We start from the raw sequence: 17,321 nt of genomic DNA on the forward strand, positions 1-17,321 counted from the left end.
ACTTTTGAATCGATATATTATGTTGTTTTAGTTTTCTTACAATTGTGGGTTGCGATACGCCAAACTTTTTGGCAAGCTCACGCGTATTTTTGCAAGTTGGTAAAAGATTAAGCAACAGCTCTCTTTCATAGTTTTTTAGTATGAATTTTGGGTTTATATCGTATTGTTGAATATCTTCTATTGAAGTATAATCAGTTCTGGTTATTATGTTTTTGGTTGTTGTTACAAGAAGTTTTTCAATAACATTTTCTAATTCTCTTACATTGCCTTTCCATGGAAGTGACTTAAATAAATCAATTAGCTCGAAATCGAGCTGCTTATTAAAGTTGTATTTACTGTTTATCCTGGAAACTACATAATTAACAAGAGGCTCTATATCATCTTTTCTTTGTCTAAGTGGCGGTATATGTATTGGTATAACGTTCAGTCGATAGTATAGATCCTCTCTAAAAAGTTTATTTGATATCATGTCTTTTAAGTTCCTATTGGTTGCAGCAATTATTCTTACATCAACATTAACAATTCCAGGAGAGCCAACTCGCGTGAATTGTCTATCCTGCAAAACCTGCAGTAGTTTTGCCTGGACATTTAAAGGCAATTCTCCAATTTCATCTAAAAATATTGTTCCTTTTTGAGCTGCTTCAAAAAAACCTTTTTTGCCTTTAGGGTTAGCACCTGTAAAGGCTCCACCTTCATACCCAAAAAGTTCTGTTTCAATTAGATTTTCTGGGATGCTTGCACAGTTTACTTTTACGAAAGGATAATTTTTGCGTGGGCTTGCATCGTGAATGAATTTTGCTAAAACCTCTTTTCCAACACCAGATTCACCTGTAATTAACACAGTGGAATCAACATTTGCAACCCTTAGTGCAAAGTCTACAATATTTACCATCTGAGAGCTAAATGCAATAATCTGATTATTGTTATTTTGTTTGCTGTCATAATCAATGTTACTCATATAGTGCACTTCACTTAAATCATAAACTGTATTTACTACGTATTTCAAATTTCCACTTTGGTCAAAAAAAGGTTTGCCTCTAGCTAAAAGTTTTCTATTTGTTTTTGTAATATAAGAAACCGCAGCAGGTTTTTTTGTTTTTATAACTAGTAGTGTTGCAGATGCTGTAAAGTACTTTTGTTTTACTAACTCTTCAAGTGTTTTCCCAATAAGTTCTTTAGCTTTTATTAAAGACATTTCTTCAAATGCTTTGTTTACGTACAGTGTTTTGCCTTTTTCATCTGTAAAATAAATTCCCACAGATAAATTATCCATTATTATGTCTTTTGTTGTGCTATTTAAAATAATATCGATCATTTACTTTAAATTTTTAGATTAAAATTCTATACTGTCAGAATTTCCTACATACAGTTTGCTTTGACTGCCAAATTTTGCACTGCCTCCGACTACATTTATACCTTTTTTTATCATATGTTCGACGGCAACCACACCTGTACAGTGATTCGCGGCAACTTTTTTTAAACCCCAGCTGCCAAGTTTTTCTATTTCTTTAGCTTTTTGATCATTCCAATCTTCCAGTAGCGAGATATGCAAACCACCATATAAACCATAAAGGTTATTTCCATAATTGTTTTTTACATATTCCATCATTGAGTTAACACCTGGATGACAGCAGCCAGTGATTGTAACAAATCCTTTATCTTTTAGATTGAATACTAAAATTTGCTCATTTTTTACGCCTAGAATTATATCCATTTTATAAACAAAAGAAGAAAGTTCATCGTTTTGAAATCTGTCATCAACTTCTATTAGTTTGCCTTTAAAATTGCTTTTTTCAATTATATCATAGCCTTTTGTGCTAAAACCAACAGGTATATACAAGTTAAAATCATTTCTAATTTTAGTTATACTGTTTAGACCCCAAAAATGATCCATGTGTTCGTGGCTTATAAAAACATCGTTTAATTTATCTTTTTTTAAAAGCTCAATAACACCTTCCCTATCAAACACCCAGTCCATATATGTTTCTCTCCAGCCAACATCAAGTAGCGCGTAACCTTTTTGTTCGTTTTTTGTGTATTCTATCAAAGCACTGTAGCCACCTGAATTCTTATAATCCCAGTTAATCAAATATTGGTTTGTATTCATTCCGCCTGCTTTTTTAATATCGCTCATAAGCAAATCTGTATCAAACCAACTTGTTTCAGATAAGCATGTAACTTTTAAGCTATCTACGCTAAACATAAAAACCCCCTAAGAAAATATATAAGTACTAGCTAATTTTGCTTCCTGGCTTAATATCGCCGTCAACAGTTAATAATTTTAAAGTTTTTCCATCTTTTGCAGCAAGCAACATGCCATTTGATTCTACATTCATTAATTTTGCCTTTTGCAAGTTTGCCACCACTATTATTGTTTTTCCAACTAAATCTTGTGGTTCAAAGTATTCTTTAATGCCTGCAACTAAAGTTCTTGGTTCTTCTTCGCCAATGTCTATTTTAAGTTTCATTAATTTATTTGATTTTTCAATGGGTTTTGCTTCCAGTATTTTTGCAACTCTTAAGTCTATTTTTTTAAATTCATCTATGCTAATTCGCTCCTGGTTTTCTTGAAGTTTTTGCTCATATTCGTACCTTTTAAAAAGCATTTCTTTTTTTCCAATTTTTATAGTATCTGTTTTCCAGTTTAAGAAAAAGTCAATGTCTTTTTTGCTAATGTCGTCTTCAAAGCCTATTTGATTGTAGATTTTTTTTGCTGTATCTGGCATGAAAGGCAAAATTGCCCCACTAATAAATTTTATTACACAATATATATTAAATAAAACATTATCAAGTTCGTTTTTATCTTTAATTGTCCAGGGCTGTTTTTCTGTAATATATTTGTTTGCAAATCTTACAAAGTTCATTATTGATTCAAGTGCTTCGTCAAATCTGAAAATATCAAAAGCAGTTTTTATGTTTTCAAATGTTGATTGGGCTAAATTTTTTATTGTATTATCAACAGTTGCTTCTTTTACAATACCATTATTGTATTTTTCTATCATTGTAAGAGACCTATTAATTAGATTTCCAAGGTCATTTACAAGATCACTATTTATTTTATCAACAAATTCTTTTTCGCTAAAATTGCCATCCATACCAAACGGAACGGCTTTTAACAGATAATATCTGTATGCATCGCGCGGGTATTTTTCTATCATTTCGTTTGGATCTACAACATTGCCAAGTGATTTACTCATCTTTTTGCCATCAACTGTCCACCAGCCATGCGCTACAATATGCTTTGGCAAAGGTAAATCAAGGCTCATTAAAAACGCAGGCCAATATACAGCGTGAAATTTAAGTATGTCTTTTCCCACAAGATGAACATCAGCAGGCCAGATTTCAAGGAAATTTTCATTTGGATAACCAATAGCAGTTAAATAGTTAAATAGTGCGTCAAACCATACATATATCGTGTGTTTTTCATCAAAAGGTACTTTTATTCCCCAATCAAGATTTATGCGTGTAACGCTTAAATCCTTAAGTCCGCTTTTAACAAAACTGACAATTTCATTATATCGGGATTTTGGCAGTATAAAGTCTGGATTTTCTTCATAAAACTTTAGCAATCTGTCCTGATATTTTGATAATTTAAAAAAATAAGATTCTTCTTTTATTAGCTCAAGTGGTCTATTGCAATCTGGACATGTATTGTTTGGACCTGGTTGTGTATGAAATGTTTCGCATGGCACACAATACCAGCCTTCGTATTCATCTTTGTAAATATCTCCATTTTTATATACTTCTTCAAATATTTGCGCGACAGATGTTTTATGGTAGTCATCTGTTGTTCTTATAAATTTTGTATTTGTTATATCAAGTTTTTTCCATAAATTTTGAAATCTAATAACAACTTCATCTGCCAATTGTTTTGGTGTTTTGTTTAACGCTTTAGCCGTATTTTCAATCTTTTTTCCATGCTCATCTGTGCCTGTCAGGAAAAATACATTTTCTTTCATTAACCTGTGAAAACGGGCAAGAGTATCGGCCGCAATTGTAGTATATGAATGTCCAATATGTGGCACGTCGTTAACATAATAGATCGGGGTTGTGACATAGTAACTATTCTTTTTCTTCAATAATTTCATATTCATCTCCTTTTTCTTCTGCAATTTTTATAACACTTTTTATAGAATTTGCCTTTACTTCTATCATTTTATTTTCTTGATCTTTGATTGTTATAGTATTTTTTAAAGGATTTGCAAGTACAAGTTCACCTTCGCACTCGTCAGTTTTAACAATTGAGCCTTTTGGTGGTAAATTTTTTAAAAAATCTGAATAAATATGCTCTTCGTAATACAAACAACACAGTAGTCTGCCACATATACCAGATATTTTTTTAACACTTATGCTTAGGTTTTGGTCTTTAGCCATTTTTATGGATACAGGCTCAAAGTTTTGTAAAAAGCGCTTGCAACAAACAATTTGACCACACAAGCCAATCCCACCAATAAGTTTAGCTTCATCTCTAACACCAATCTGGCGCATTTCGATGCGTGTTTTAAAGTAAGAAGCAAGTTTTTTTACCAGGTGTCTAAAATCTACCCTGGTTGGTGATGTAAAGTAAAATATGATTTTGCTATTGTCTATGGTATACTCAACATCTACCAGTTTTATGTCTAAATTAAGATTTTTGGCTTCCTGAGAACAATATTTTCTGGCTTTTTGTGCCAGGATAAGATTTTCATTGTATTTTTGGTAATCAGCTTGTGTGGCAACTCTAACTATGCTTTTTAACTTGTCATCTTTCTCATGGGAAATTTTTATAACCCTGCCAAGATTTAAACCTCTTTCTGATTCAGCAATTACAAAATCGCCAACATTTAAATCAAATTTTGAATATTTAAAAGGAATTATACTATTTGAATGCTTAAATACAACATAAGCTATGCTCATTTCTTTATCCTCCAAAGTTCGATACACATATTAGCTAAAAATAAATCAATATTTAAATTATAGGTCCTTAAGTCTTTATAGCATCTAGTTAGAAAAATTGAGTTCTCTGGAAAATTAGAAGACAATTTTTTTATAAAGCTTTTTATATATTTTAAAAAAAGTGGTTTATTTTGTTTACATAAATTTTTAATGTTTAAAAGTTCTTTCAAAAAATTACTTTTGTCTTTTTTTTCAAAAAATTCATACAATTTATCAATATTTTGATCTTCTATATTAAAATTGACAATTTGGGATCTTGAAATAAGTGTATCAAGTATATATTCTGTTTCGTAAAAAATGAAATAATTTAAATTAATTGGTTCTTCTGTGAGTTTTAGCAAAGCATTTTGTGATTCGATATTTGCCTTTCCAATCAAAAAAGCGTATGGTTTTTCACTTATTTCAGATGATTTTATTTTAATTTGATTTACATCCTGTAATTTTAAATCTTCAAATTCATACCAGGTATCTACATTTAAACTTTGGCAAAATTCTCTTGCATCATCAAGGCTTGCATTTATAAGAGAAAATGTTGTAAATTTAGACAAATATTGTTTCATAACATTTTATAACATTTAAAAAAACATTTTGTAGCTTATCATGTGCATCAATTGTAAAAAAATTGTATTTTTTTGCTAGATCCAAATAACCTTGTCTAACTTTTTCAAAAAAATCTAAATTTTTATTTTCTATTGAGTCAAGTTTTTTACTTCTACTTAATGCGATTTTAGGGCTACAATCTAGATAAAATACTGCATCAGGCAAAAAATTACCTACGACAAATTCATTAAGTTTAATAACAAAATCTATATCAATCCCGCCACCGTAGCCTTGATAGCAAATTGTTGAGTAAAATGATCTATCGCTTACAATAAACTCAACATTTTGCTTTTTAAGTTTTTCTATATGAACTGATCTATCAGCTAAAAATAAAAAAAGTAAGGTTTTGTTTGTTTGATTTTGTCTTATTAATGCTTCTATTTCTGAAGTATAAGGTTCTTTTGTATAAAAAACACTGTAGTTTTTGTCATAGAGATACTCAACAAACATTTTAGATATAGTAGTTTTACCACTTCCATCTAGGCCTTCAAATACTATATATTTCATATTTAAAATAATGTTAATTCTTGATTTTGGCTGTTTTTTGGAATAAAAAAACTTCTACCTAATATTTTAATAGATTCGCTCCAATTTGTTTCATTTGCTTGTAGATTTTGCAATGGCTCCATTTTTGAATCCATTGTATCAATTAAATGGAGCAGAAGTGCTTCTTTGGTTTTTGGAATTTTGGGAGAACCATACTCATACTCTCCATGATGAGCCAATATGCAGTGTAAAATTTGAACTTCTTGTTCAAATGGAAGCTTTATTGTTTTTAGTTTTTCTTTTACTAGATTGTAACCAATTACAATGTGACCAATAAGCCTACCTTCATTTGTATAGTTAAATGTAGAAGCATCTATCTCATAAACCTTCCCAATATCGTGCAAAAGCGCTCCTGCAACCAGTATATCAACATCAATTGGCATATAAAACTTTGATACTTCTTTTGCAATTTTGGCAACTGATACTGTATGCTCAATCAAACCGCCAATATATGCATGATGCATGCTTTTGGCAGCTGGGGCTTTTTTAAACTTTACAAAAAATTCTTCTTCGCCAAAAATGCTTAGTAGTAATTTTTTAATGCCCTGATTTTGAAGACCGTTAATTATGGCAAAAAGTTCTTTTGATAAAACTTCTATATCTTTTTTTGTTTTGGGTAAAAATTCGTCTTTTAGCTTTTCATCTACATCTACCTTTTGTATATCTTCTATAATAAGCTGCCAGTTATCCTTATAGTAATTTGTTTTAGCTTTTAATTTAACAAAGTCACCTTCTTTAAAATTTTCATGTAAGTGATATACATTTTTCCATATTTTTGCTTCTATAACACCACTTTTGTCTTTTAATTTTAGTCCAATATATTTATCCCCATTTCTAGCATCAAGAAAATGTTTTTCTAATACCATAAATAATTCACCATTTATTTCTTGATGCTTTTTTTCTTTAATTTCCTTTATTATTTCAAACAAATACCCCTCCTATTTTTTGTAGTCTCTATCGTTAATCAATACGCTTGCCTGTTGGGTTGGCATTATTATCACATCTTCAATGTTTACATGTTGAGGTCTTGTAGCAATAAAATATATAACATCGGCTATATCTTGTGCATAAAGTGGTTTAATATTTTCATACACTTTTTTTGCCTTTTCCTTGTCTCTAAACCTTACTTCGCTGAATTCTGTTTCTACCATTCCAGGATCAACGCTCGAAACTCTTATATTTGTCCTTAAAAGGTCCATTCTTAAACTTTTTGTAAGTGATTTTATAGCAGCTTTTGTTGCACAATATACATTACCGCCAGGATACGATTCGTGTCCTGCAATGGAACCCAAATTTATTATATGACCATAACCTTGTTTTTTCATAATAGGTATAATAAGTTTTGTTATATACAAAACCCCTTTGATATTTGTATCAATCATTTCGTTCCAATCGTCAATATTACCTTTATCTAAAGATTCTAAACCTCTTGAAAGACCTGCATTATTCACAAGGACATCTATTGGAAAAAAATCCTCAGGTATAGAATCAACAAACTCAAAAATTTCATCTTTCTTTGACATATCAGTTTTTTTGTAATATACTTTGACTTTATTTTTTTCTATAAGGTTTTTAGACAATTCTTCTAGTCTATCTATTCTTCTTGCATTTAATATTAAATTGTAACCACCATTTGCAAAAATTTCTGCACAAGCTTTCCCAATACCGCTTGAAGCACCTGTAATTAAAACACTTCCCATAAAACACCCCCTATCTAATTATTTTATTATACTACAGCTAAGTGCTATATTCAAGGATACTTGACAATTTTTGGTATTGCTTTATAATCATTATTGAAAAATCATGAAATGGAGGTAAACATTATGATAAATACAGTCAAGACAGCTCTTTTATTAGGCTTATTGACTGCGCTTTTTGTGATAATTGGAAATGCAGTTGGAGGTAAAAGTGGTGCTTTGATAGCCTTTGGCCTGGCTATTTTGATGAATTTTTTCAGTTACTTTTTTTCAGACAAAATTGCGCTATCAATGTATAATGCGCAAGAAGTTACAGAAAGCGAATATCCTGAGTTATTTAGGATAGTAAGAAAACTTGCTCAAAATGCCAATCTTCCAATGCCGCGTATATATATAATACCTCAGGATACACCAAATGCCTTTGCAACAGGCAGAAATCCAAAAAAAGCGGCTATTGCTGTAACAGTTGGTGCTCTTAAACTTTTAAACGAAAATGAACTAATGGGTGTTTTAGGGCATGAACTCGGACATATAAAACACAGGGATATATTGATATCTTCCATTGCAGCTACAATTGCTGGTGCTATAATGATTATTTCAGATATGATAAGGTGGGCTGCATTGGTTGGAGGACTATCAAGGGACAGGGATTCTGAATCTAACCCGTTTGTTTTGATTGCTTTTGCAATATTTGCACCACTGGCAGCCACTTTGATACAGCTTGCCATATCAAGAGCCAGAGAATATGAAGCTGACAGAGCTGGAGCTGAATTTAGTGGAAACCCGCTGTATCTTGCAAGCGCATTGGAAAAACTTGATAATTACTCAAAACAAATACCGCTACAAGGAAACCCTGTAACAGAAAATCTATTTATTGTAAATCCATTTAGTGCAAAAGGTATCATGAATCTTTTTTCAACCCATCCACCAATTGAAGAACGTATCGAAAGATTAAGGAGAATGGCTTTGAGTTAAGATTGATAAAATTGTATCAAAAGCGTTTTTGTAATCAATCTGTATGCTTCTTTCTTTAAATTTTGAATTAAAAAATGTTTTTTGCCGTTTTGCGTATTGTTTTGTTTCTTTAATTATGCTTTGTATCATTTCATCTTTGCTTAGTTTGCCGTTTATATAAAGCAATGCCTGTCTGTAGCCGATTGATTGCATGGGCTTTGTGTGGGCAAAGCCCATTTTAATAATATTTTTTGTTTCAACTATTAGATCATCAGCCATGTTTAGTGTTCTTTCAGTAATTTTTTGTTCTAAGTCCACGTCTGTAATCTGCAATGAAAATATCAAACAATCTTTAAAAAAATCTTCTTTTTTTCTCATATTAAAGAATTTTGTTAAACTTGTTTTTGTTTGCAAAAAAACACTTAAAGCTCTATTTATCCTTTGTTTGTCGTTTTTATTTATTTTTTGTGCCCATTTTGGATCTATAATTTTTAACCATTCATACAAATTAATAAAATTTTCTTCACTTATGTCATTAAAAAAATCTTTAATTTTTAAATCAACCTGAGGTATTATGTCCAGTGAATTTAATAAAGCATCAAAATAAAACAATGTGCCACCACATAGGATGGGAATCTTATTTTGTGATTTAATTTTTTTAATTATTTGTTTTGCCAAAACGGCAAATTCTTGTGCACTAAAATCCTCATTTGGTTCTTTAATGTCTATTAAATGGTGTTTTACATCATTTAAATAATTTTTGGGTGGCTTTGCAGAACCAATATCAAAGTATTTATAAATTTGTATTGAATCTACAGAAATTATCTCACCTTCTAAAGCTTTTGCAAGTTTATATGCTAATTCTGATTTTCCCGTCGCTGTTTGGCCCAAAATTACTATAGTTTTCATGGCGCTTATGTTACCAAAAATTGCAAGATTTTCAATATATTGTCACCAATAAATGATTGTTATAAGATAAATTGTTAATTAAATGATAGTGTCCAAATTAATACATTTTTTTATCTCACTTATTATTTTGAAATATTTAAGTAAAAATTAGTTGACAAATTAAATTTTATTTGATATATTTCTTACAAATAATTAATTTATTTGTAAGGAGGTCTTAGTATGGCACAAGACTCTGCACAGGTAGGTGGTGGTAGATGGCTTTACGTTATACTTGGTTTAATTGTCAATATCATGCTTGGAGCTATTTACTCTTTTAGCTTGTTTAGGGTTCCACTCGAAAAGCTCTGGCACATATCAGCAACAGAAAGTGGTTACCCTTTTATGTTATTTTTAGCTGTTTTTGCAATAGCTATGCCCATTGGTGGTAACTTGATGCAAAAATGGGGACCAAGAAACACTATGATTTTAGGCAGTATACTTGTAGGAATCGGTTGGATACTGGCAGGATTGTCCACAGGTATTGGTATGCTTTCCTTAATTTATGGTGTAATTGGAGGATTTGGTGTAGGTTTAGTTTATGGATGTCCAATTGCTGTTGCTGCTAAGTGGTTTCCAGATAAAGGTGGCTTGGCAATAGGATTGACTGTTGGCGGTTTTGGTCTTTCTGCTTTAATTATGGCTCCAATTATTAAAACACTAATAGCTTCTGTAGGACCACTAAATACTTTTATGTATTTAGGCGTGGCATTTTTAATAATCAATATTTTGCTGTCACTCCCTTTTAAATTTCCTCCTGCTGATTTTAAAGTTGCTTCTGCTTCTACACCACAAGCTCAAGCCGCAACAGCAGCAAAAGATTACGATAGACCAGAAGCTATGAAACAACCAACATTTTGGATTTTGTGGTTTTTATATATAATAGGCGCAATGGCTGGACTTATGGCAATTGGCATTGCAGCACCCGTTGGAAAAGAGCTTAAACTATCAACAGGTTTAGCAGCTACAGCACTACAAGTATTTGCATTATTTAATTTTGCTGGAAGACCAACATTTGGATGGCTTACAGACAAACTAAAGCCAAGAAATACAGCATCTTTATCTTTTGTAGTTATTGCTTTAGCTACAGGATTATTATATACTTCAAAAAGCATTGGGATGTACTTTGTGGCATTCTCCCTGTTATGGTTTACTTTAGGCGGATGGCTTGCTATTGCACCTACTGCTACCAAGACATTTTTTGGAACAAAATACTATGGCAAAAATTATGGCGTTATATTTACTGCATATGGCATAGCAGCAATATTGGGAACGCTTTTATCTGGTAAAATTAAAGATATGACAGGATCATATTATTCAGTGTTTCCAATAGTAATGATAATAGCAATCGTAGGTATCATAATCTCATTGGCCTTAAGACCTCCCAAGTCTTAAACACTAAAGAGGGGTATTAGTCCCCTCTAATTAAAATTGACATTTTTATTATAATTTGTTAAAATTTAAATAGAAAATTAATAGGGGGTTTGTATGTTGCGTAAGTTGTTTTTATTTCTAGTTTCATTTGCATTTGTTTTTTCTTTCGGCTTGGCAAATCTGGCGCAAGCTGAGCAGGTCGTAAAGGTTGGGGTAGATACTACTTTCCCACCATTTGAGATGGAAGAACACGGCAAAGTTGTGGGTTTTGATGTGGATTTAGTGAACGCCATTGCAAAAGCAGAAGGATTTAAAGTAGAATGGCACACAATGGATTTTCAGGGTTTAATTCCGGCTTTGCAAACTGGCACAATCCAGATGGCAGTAGCTGGTATGACAATTACTCCACAGAGAGCGCAAGTTGTGTATTTTTCAAAACCTTATTATCATTCTGGACAATCAATATTGGTAAAAAAAGGTAGCCCTATCAAAGATTTGGCTGATTTAAAAGGTAAAACTGTAGCTACAAAATTGGGTACAACAGCTGATATAATGCTATCAAAAATGAAAGATATTAAAGTAGAGCGCTTTACCAATATCGATGATGCTTACAATCAATTGCAAAACGGTGGTGCTCAGGCAGTTGTATTTGATAACCCTGTTAATATTAACTATGCAAAAACTCATAAAAATGTACATACAGTTGGAAAATTATTGACAGGTGAAGATTATGGTATAGCTGTTAGCAAACAGGACCCAAAATTACTTGAAAAAGTTAATGCTGGACTTGAAAAAATCATTAAAAATGGCGTTTATTTAAAATTATACAGAAAATATTTTGGAGATGACAACGCAGGTCTAATTACAAATTAAAAAAATAATAAAAAAGCCAGACAATTTGTATAGTGTTGTCTGGCTTTAATTTTGTAAAGGGATAAAGTTGATGGGTAGTTTTTTTAATGTTATTTGGCAAAATTTACCTCAATTGCTCTATGGTGCAAAACTAACGCTCTTTTTTTCTGTAGTTGTTATAATAGTAGCTACAATACTGGGACTTATTTTTGCATTACTTAAAATTTCACACAATCCTGTATTTAAAAAAACAGGTGAAGTGTATGTCCATATTTTTAGAGGTTTGCCTTTACTTGTAGAAATTTTTTATATTTACTTTGCGCTTCCAATGATATTACCATTACACAAATGGTTTCATCCTTATTTTACACCAATTGCAGGTATACTAGCACTTTCTTTAAACGAGGGAGCATACATTACAGAAATTATAAGGGCTGGTATTTTATCTATAGGAAAGGGTCAAACAGAAGCAGCCTACAGTATTGGTATGACAAAATATCAAACCATGAGATATATTATTCTGCCTCAAGCTTTTAAGCGTATGATTCCTCCTTTAGTTAATCAATTTATACAAACTATTAAAGATACTTCATTATTGTCTGTAATTTCTATATCAGAGCTAACAAGGCAGGGTCAAATTATTATATCTACCACATTTGCATCACTTCAAATCTGGACAGCAGTAGCTGTGATTTATCTAGCAATGATTTTTACATTAACTGGGATTTCTGGGTATTTAGAAAGGAGATTTAAAATTGATAAACGCTAAGAATGTTAAAAAAAGTTTTGGAAAAAATTTGGTACTAAAAGGTGTATCTTTATCAGTTAAGCCAAAAGAAGTTGTTGTTATAATGGGGGCATCTGGTTCCGGTAAAAGTACTTTTTTGAGATGTTTAAATGGATTGGAAAAAGTCGATAGCGGAGAAATTTATATTAACAATGTCGAGATTACACACAACAAAACTAACTTAAATTTAGTAAGAAGAGAAGTTGGTATGGTTTTTCAGCATTTTAACTTATTTGCTCATCTGTCTGTGCTTGATAATATTACAATTGGACCGGTTAAAGTACTTGGAAAGTCTAAAGAAGAAGCCGAAAATATAGCCATGAATTTGCTAAAAAAAGTTGGTTTAGAAGAAAAAGCTAATAATTACCCGGATGAGTTGTCTGGCGGTCAACAACAGCGTGTTGCAATTGCCAGGGCTTTGGCAATGAACCCCATTGTAATGTTGTTTGATGAACCTACAAGTGCTCTTGATCCAGAAATGGTAGGAGAAGTGCTTTCTGTTATGAGAAATTTAGCCAAAGAAGGCATGACAATGATTGTTGTAACTCACGAAATGGGATTTGCTCGTGAAGTTGGAGATCGAGTTGTTTTTATGGACGACGGTCAGATTGTGGAAGAAGGTTCACCACAGGAAATTTTTACAAACCCAAAACAAGAACGCACTAAAGCTTTTATTAGCAAAATTCTCTAGATGCAAAACACTAAAAAAGGTTATTTATACTTAACAATTTGTATTGCATCCTGGGCGCTTATACCAATTGCATCAAAAGAAATTTTAAGTAATCTGGATAATATTCAGATGCTTTTTTACTCAAGTGTAATATCTACATTTGTCCTTTTTTTATTTGTAATTTTTCAAAAAAAAATTAAGCTTTTATTTTCATATAAACTTGAAGATTATTTCTATATGGCTTTGATTGGATTTATTGGAATTTATTTTAATTATCTCATGCTTTATAAAGCTTTTAGTATTGCAGATGCTGCTGTAGTTTTTATACTAAACTACACATGGCCAGTATTTTTGTTTATTTTTTCAATATTTGTATTTAAAGAAAAATTAACAATAAGAAAAATTTTTGCTATTTTAATAAGTTTTTTTGGCATAACGGTTATTATAACAAAAGGAAATATAGCTAAAATTAACTTTGGAAATATTGAAGGGGATTTTTTTGCAATACTTGCAGCTTTAAGCGCTGCAACATATTCTATTATTGGTAAGAAAAAAAATTTCGAGAAAACCACAAGTGTCTTTTTTTATTTTTTATTTGTTTTATTTTTTATCACACCAACATTATTTATACTATCTTCTTTTAAAATTCCTGACATAAAGAGCTTATTTTGGTTATTTATAAATGGTACATTTATAAATGGTATTAGTTTTATATTTTGGTTTAAAGCTCTTGAGAATTTAAAAACACATATTATATCAAATGCTATATATTTGACACCATTTTTATCTTTGATTTATTTAAATATCTTTTTGGGTCAAAAGATATTTATTTCATCAGTGATAGGGTTGATGTTTATTGCAAGCTCAATTATAATCGTTTCTATAAAACCACATGCTCTTGATTAATTTGCAAAAGTGATTATAATTTGAAAATAAAAAGGAGGTAGGGATGCCAAACAGTATTTTAAGAACACAAGAACAAGCAATAAGCGCGTCAAGCTTTATAAGTAAAGTCTACTTATGGATGTTTTTCGGTCTTGGCTTAACATTTTTGGTATCTTATGCAGTTTCTATTAATAAGCAAATTACGATGGCTATTGCAGCAAACCCTATATTATTTTGGGTATTAGTAATTGGGGAGCTGGGTTTAGTTTTTACAATTAGTGCTGGAATAAATAAACTCAATGCTCAGGTGGCAGCTTTTTTATTTATTCTATATAGTTTACTAAACGGTGTTACTTTGTCTTTTATTTTTTTAGCATATACGCAAACCGTGATTGCTTCAGCTTTTGGAACAAGCGCTTTAATGTTTTTAATAATGAGTTTATTTGGTTTAACTACTAAGAAAGATTTAACTGGTTTTGGGCATTTTTTGTTTATGGGTTTGATTGGTGTTATTATTGCAAGTGTCGTTAATATATTCTTAAAAAGTCCAATGATGTACTTTGTTATAAGTGTAATCGGTGTAATTGTGTTTGCGGGTCTTGCAGCCTACGATAATCAAAAATTAAAACAAATGAGTTATTCTATCGATGTAGAAGATAGCTCTGGTGTATTAAAAGGATCTGTAATTGGAGCACTTGCTTTATACCTTGACTTCATAAACCTATTTTTAATGCTTTTGAATTTGTTTGGAATGGGTAAAAGAGAATAAGTAGTAAGTTAAGTCAAAATTTTGTTTTTTTGACTTTAACTGTGATATATCAGATATCAGATGGAAATAAATTTAAAGTCATTGCGAGAGCAGGTATATGAATACTTAAAAGATCAAATAAACAAACAAAACTTAAAAGGTGGTGACTATATTGATATAAATGCTTTATCGAACAAGCTCAAAATAAGTAAAACACCTTTAAGAGATGCTCTTTTGCAGCTTGAAATGGAAGGTTTTGTTACGATTAAACCCAGAAAAGGCATATTAATAAACGAATTGAGCCTGGAAGAAATTAAATATTTTTATGAAATTATTGGAGCTTTAGAATGCTCTATAATACATCAGGTATGTAGTCATATTGATACCAATATAATTGAAAAACTAAAAGAATTCAATACAAAAATGCAAAAAGCAATAGATGATTCAGATTTTGACCTTTACTATAAAAACAATGTAGATTTTCATAATACTTACCTTTGTTTGAGTAAAAATCACCACGCGCTTAAGATAATTGATAACTTGCGCCAGAGGCTTTACGACTTTCCAAGAAAAAAACATTATTTACCAGAGTGGGAAAAAAGGTCTATAAAAGAACATGATATATTTATAGATCTCTTGCAAAATGATTGTTTAAAAGCTGCATTATTTATCAAAGATGTACATTGGTCATTTGATGTTCAGAAAAAATTTATTATGGAATATTATTTTAAATGAAAGGTTTAATTTTCGATATAAAAAAATATTCCATACACGATGGTGAAGGTATTAGAACAACTGTTTTTTTTAAAGGTTGCCCATTGAATTGTTTGTGGTGCCATAATCCGGAAAGTAAAAGTTTTAAGACTCACATTGTTCATTATAATGATAAATGCATTAATTGTAAAACCTGTGAAATTGTTTGTAAAAAACATGCTATTAAAGTAATTGACAAAAAAGTATATATTGATAATTTTTCTTGCGATTTATGTATTGATTGTACAAAGAGCTGTCCTACGGGTGCGCTATCTTCAATTGGCACGCTATACAGTGTAGATGAAATATTAGATGAGATACTAAAAGACAAAGTATTTTACACAAACGGTGGTGTTACAATTTCTGGTGGAGAACCTTTTCTGCAAATAAATTTTTTAATGGCTCTTCTTAAAAAACTTAAAGAAAACCATATACATATTGCAATCGATACATGTGGTTATACAAAATTTTCAAATATAAAAAATGCGGCTGTTTATGCTGATCAATTTTTATATGATTTAAAAATAATGGATCCAGTTTTGCACAAAAAATACACTGGTGTTTCAAATGAAATCATACTTGAAAATTTAGAAAAGCTATCAAACATTGCAAGAGATAAAATTAATATAAGACTCCCAATAATCCCAACAATTAACGATAATCTTGATAATCTTTCACAAACAGCTAATTTTTTAAAAAAACTAAAAATATCAAAAATAGATATACTTGCCTATCATAATTTTATGGTTGATAAATACAAAAGACTCAACATGGACTTTAAACTAAAACACATCAAAACGCCAAAAGATGAAGAAATTAACTCAATAGTAAATTTTTTTAGATCTCAAGAATTTACAGTTGAGGTAGGAGGCTAATTATGCAAATAAATTGTTCTATAGTTGATTTTAAAAAACCGAAAACATTAAGAGGCTGCACCAAGCGTGTAAAAAATCTCTACAAGCAAAGTATTCAGGCTCAAGAAAAAATATCCGTAGAAAGGGCAATGCTTTTAACAGAGTTTTACAAGAATAATGATATTAATAGTATACCTTTAAAACGAGCTGCTGCATTTGATTATATATTGGAAAACAAAAAAGTAACAATATTTGAAGGAGAACTTATTGTAGGAGAAAGAGGTGAATTGCCAAAAGCAACACCAACTTACCCTGAAATAAATCTACATTCTTTAAAAGACTTAAAAATTTTAAATGAAAGAGAAAAAGTACCATATAAGGTGGATAAAGAAGTATTTGAGCTATACAAAGATGTAATAATTCCATATTGGAGTGGTAAAACCATAAGAGAAAAAATATTTTCAAACATGGATAAAGCATGGTTAGATGCATTTGAAGCTGGTATTTTTACAGAATTTATGGAACAAAGAGCGCCTGGACACACAGTTTTAGGTGATAGGATATATAAATTTGGTATGCTGGATATAATTGATCAGATAGATCAGACAATAGTTGATTTAAAAAACGATTCAGATAGCTTAAGTAAAATTGAAGAGCTCCAAGCAATGAAAATTGCTGCAAAAGCAATAATCAAATTTGCCCGCAGATATGCTCAACAAGC

19 protein-coding genes are annotated in these 17,321 nt (G+C 30.8%); 10 read left to right on the forward strand and 9 right to left on the reverse strand.

Features of this window, described 5'->3' with window-relative positions; genetic code table 11:
• From Q0C22_RS06260 to Q0C22_RS06295, 8 genes are all read right to left on the reverse strand, one after another.
• Positions 1-1,315 (reverse strand): sigma 54-interacting transcriptional regulator (locus tag Q0C22_RS06260; protein ID WP_291492871.1); only part of this gene is annotated, 1,315 nt, incomplete at its 3' end.
• A gap of 18 nt (positions 1,316-1,333) precedes the next feature.
• Positions 1,334-2,203: an MBL fold metallo-hydrolase gene (locus Q0C22_RS06265; protein ID WP_291492873.1), complete on the reverse strand. Its 870-nt coding sequence runs from the start codon at positions 2,201-2,203 to the stop codon at positions 1,334-1,336.
• A 28-nt stretch (positions 2,204-2,231) separates the two neighbouring features.
• Positions 2,232-4,088 (reverse strand): methionine--tRNA ligase, encoded by a 1,857-nt coding sequence (gene metG, locus Q0C22_RS06270; protein WP_291492875.1) that lies wholly within the window; start codon positions 4,086-4,088, stop codon positions 2,232-2,234.
• Positions 4,063-4,896: a regulatory iron-sulfur-containing complex subunit RicT gene (locus Q0C22_RS06275; RefSeq protein WP_291492878.1), complete on the reverse strand. Its 834-nt coding sequence runs from the start codon at positions 4,894-4,896 to the stop codon at positions 4,063-4,065. Before Q0C22_RS06275 ends, metG begins: the two co-directional genes overlap by 26 nt.
• Positions 4,893-5,495, reverse strand: a complete 603-nt coding sequence (locus Q0C22_RS06280) for a hypothetical protein (protein ID WP_291492883.1) — start codon at positions 5,493-5,495, stop codon at positions 4,893-4,895. Before Q0C22_RS06280 ends, Q0C22_RS06275 begins: the two co-directional genes overlap by 4 nt.
• A complete protein-coding gene (gene tmk / locus Q0C22_RS06285; protein WP_291492885.1) occupies positions 5,476-6,042 on the reverse strand; it encodes a dTMP kinase in 567 nt (188 codons plus the stop codon). The genes Q0C22_RS06280 and tmk overlap by 20 nt, the downstream gene beginning before the upstream one ends.
• 2 nt (positions 6,043-6,044) lie before the next feature.
• On the reverse strand, positions 6,045-7,010 hold the full coding sequence (locus Q0C22_RS06290; RefSeq protein ID WP_291492887.1) for an HD domain-containing protein: 966 nt from the start codon (positions 7,008-7,010) through the stop codon (positions 6,045-6,047).
• 9 nt (positions 7,011-7,019) lie between these two features.
• Positions 7,020-7,781 (reverse strand): SDR family NAD(P)-dependent oxidoreductase, encoded by a 762-nt coding sequence (locus tag Q0C22_RS06295; RefSeq protein WP_291492889.1) that lies wholly within the window; start codon positions 7,779-7,781, stop codon positions 7,020-7,022.
• A gap of 123 nt (positions 7,782-7,904) precedes the next feature.
• Here Q0C22_RS06295 and htpX point away from each other — a divergent pair, with 123 nt between their 5' ends.
• The gene (gene htpX / locus Q0C22_RS06300; protein ID WP_291492891.1) at positions 7,905-8,753 is read left to right on the forward strand and encodes a zinc metalloprotease HtpX; all 849 of its coding nucleotides are present in this window, start codon (positions 7,905-7,907) and stop codon (positions 8,751-8,753) included.
• On the opposite strand, the gene miaA is transcribed toward htpX, so the two are convergent.
• Positions 8,730-9,641, reverse strand: a complete 912-nt coding sequence (gene miaA, locus Q0C22_RS06305) for a tRNA (adenosine(37)-N6)-dimethylallyltransferase MiaA (protein WP_291492894.1) — start codon at positions 9,639-9,641, stop codon at positions 8,730-8,732. The genes htpX and miaA overlap by 24 nt on opposite strands.
• Before the next feature lie 219 nt (positions 9,642-9,860).
• Between miaA and Q0C22_RS06310 the strand changes: the two genes are divergently transcribed.
• The 9 genes from Q0C22_RS06310 to Q0C22_RS06350 all read left to right on the forward strand — a co-directional run.
• Complete coding sequence (locus Q0C22_RS06310) at positions 9,861-11,072, forward strand: OFA family MFS transporter (RefSeq protein WP_291492896.1); 1,212 nt, start codon at positions 9,861-9,863, stop codon at positions 11,070-11,072.
• A 93-nt stretch (positions 11,073-11,165) separates the two neighbouring features.
• Positions 11,166-11,924, forward strand: a complete 759-nt coding sequence (locus Q0C22_RS06315) for a basic amino acid ABC transporter substrate-binding protein (protein WP_291492898.1) — start codon at positions 11,166-11,168, stop codon at positions 11,922-11,924.
• A 70-nt stretch (positions 11,925-11,994) separates the two neighbouring features.
• Complete coding sequence (locus tag Q0C22_RS06320; protein ID WP_291492900.1) at positions 11,995-12,672, forward strand: amino acid ABC transporter permease; 678 nt, start codon at positions 11,995-11,997, stop codon at positions 12,670-12,672.
• Positions 12,659-13,381 (forward strand): amino acid ABC transporter ATP-binding protein, encoded by a 723-nt coding sequence (locus Q0C22_RS06325; protein ID WP_092128313.1) that lies wholly within the window; start codon positions 12,659-12,661, stop codon positions 13,379-13,381. The genes Q0C22_RS06320 and Q0C22_RS06325 overlap by 14 nt, the downstream gene beginning before the upstream one ends.
• Complete coding sequence (locus Q0C22_RS06330) at positions 13,382-14,266, forward strand: DMT family transporter (protein WP_291492902.1); 885 nt, start codon at positions 13,382-13,384, stop codon at positions 14,264-14,266. It begins immediately after the preceding gene.
• A 43-nt stretch (positions 14,267-14,309) separates the two neighbouring features.
• Positions 14,310-15,014, forward strand: a complete 705-nt coding sequence (locus Q0C22_RS06335) for a Bax inhibitor-1/YccA family protein (protein ID WP_025391871.1) — start codon at positions 14,310-14,312, stop codon at positions 15,012-15,014.
• Positions 15,015-15,074: 60 nt separating this feature from the next.
• Entirely contained in the window at positions 15,075-15,728 is a 654-nt protein-coding gene (locus Q0C22_RS06340; protein ID WP_291492905.1) for a GntR family transcriptional regulator, read from the forward strand.
• A complete protein-coding gene (locus Q0C22_RS06345; protein WP_291492907.1) occupies positions 15,725-16,621 on the forward strand; it encodes a glycyl-radical enzyme activating protein in 897 nt (298 codons plus the stop codon). Before Q0C22_RS06340 ends, Q0C22_RS06345 begins: the two co-directional genes overlap by 4 nt.
• Before the next feature lie 2 nt (positions 16,622-16,623).
• The coding region (locus Q0C22_RS06350; protein WP_291492910.1) for a pyruvate formate lyase family protein at positions 16,624-17,321 on the forward strand (698 nt) is incomplete at its 3' end.

The sequence above is a fragment of the Desulfurella sp. genome (assembly GCF_023256235.1).
Classification (GTDB): Bacteria; Campylobacterota_A; Desulfurellia; order Desulfurellales; family Desulfurellaceae; genus Desulfurella.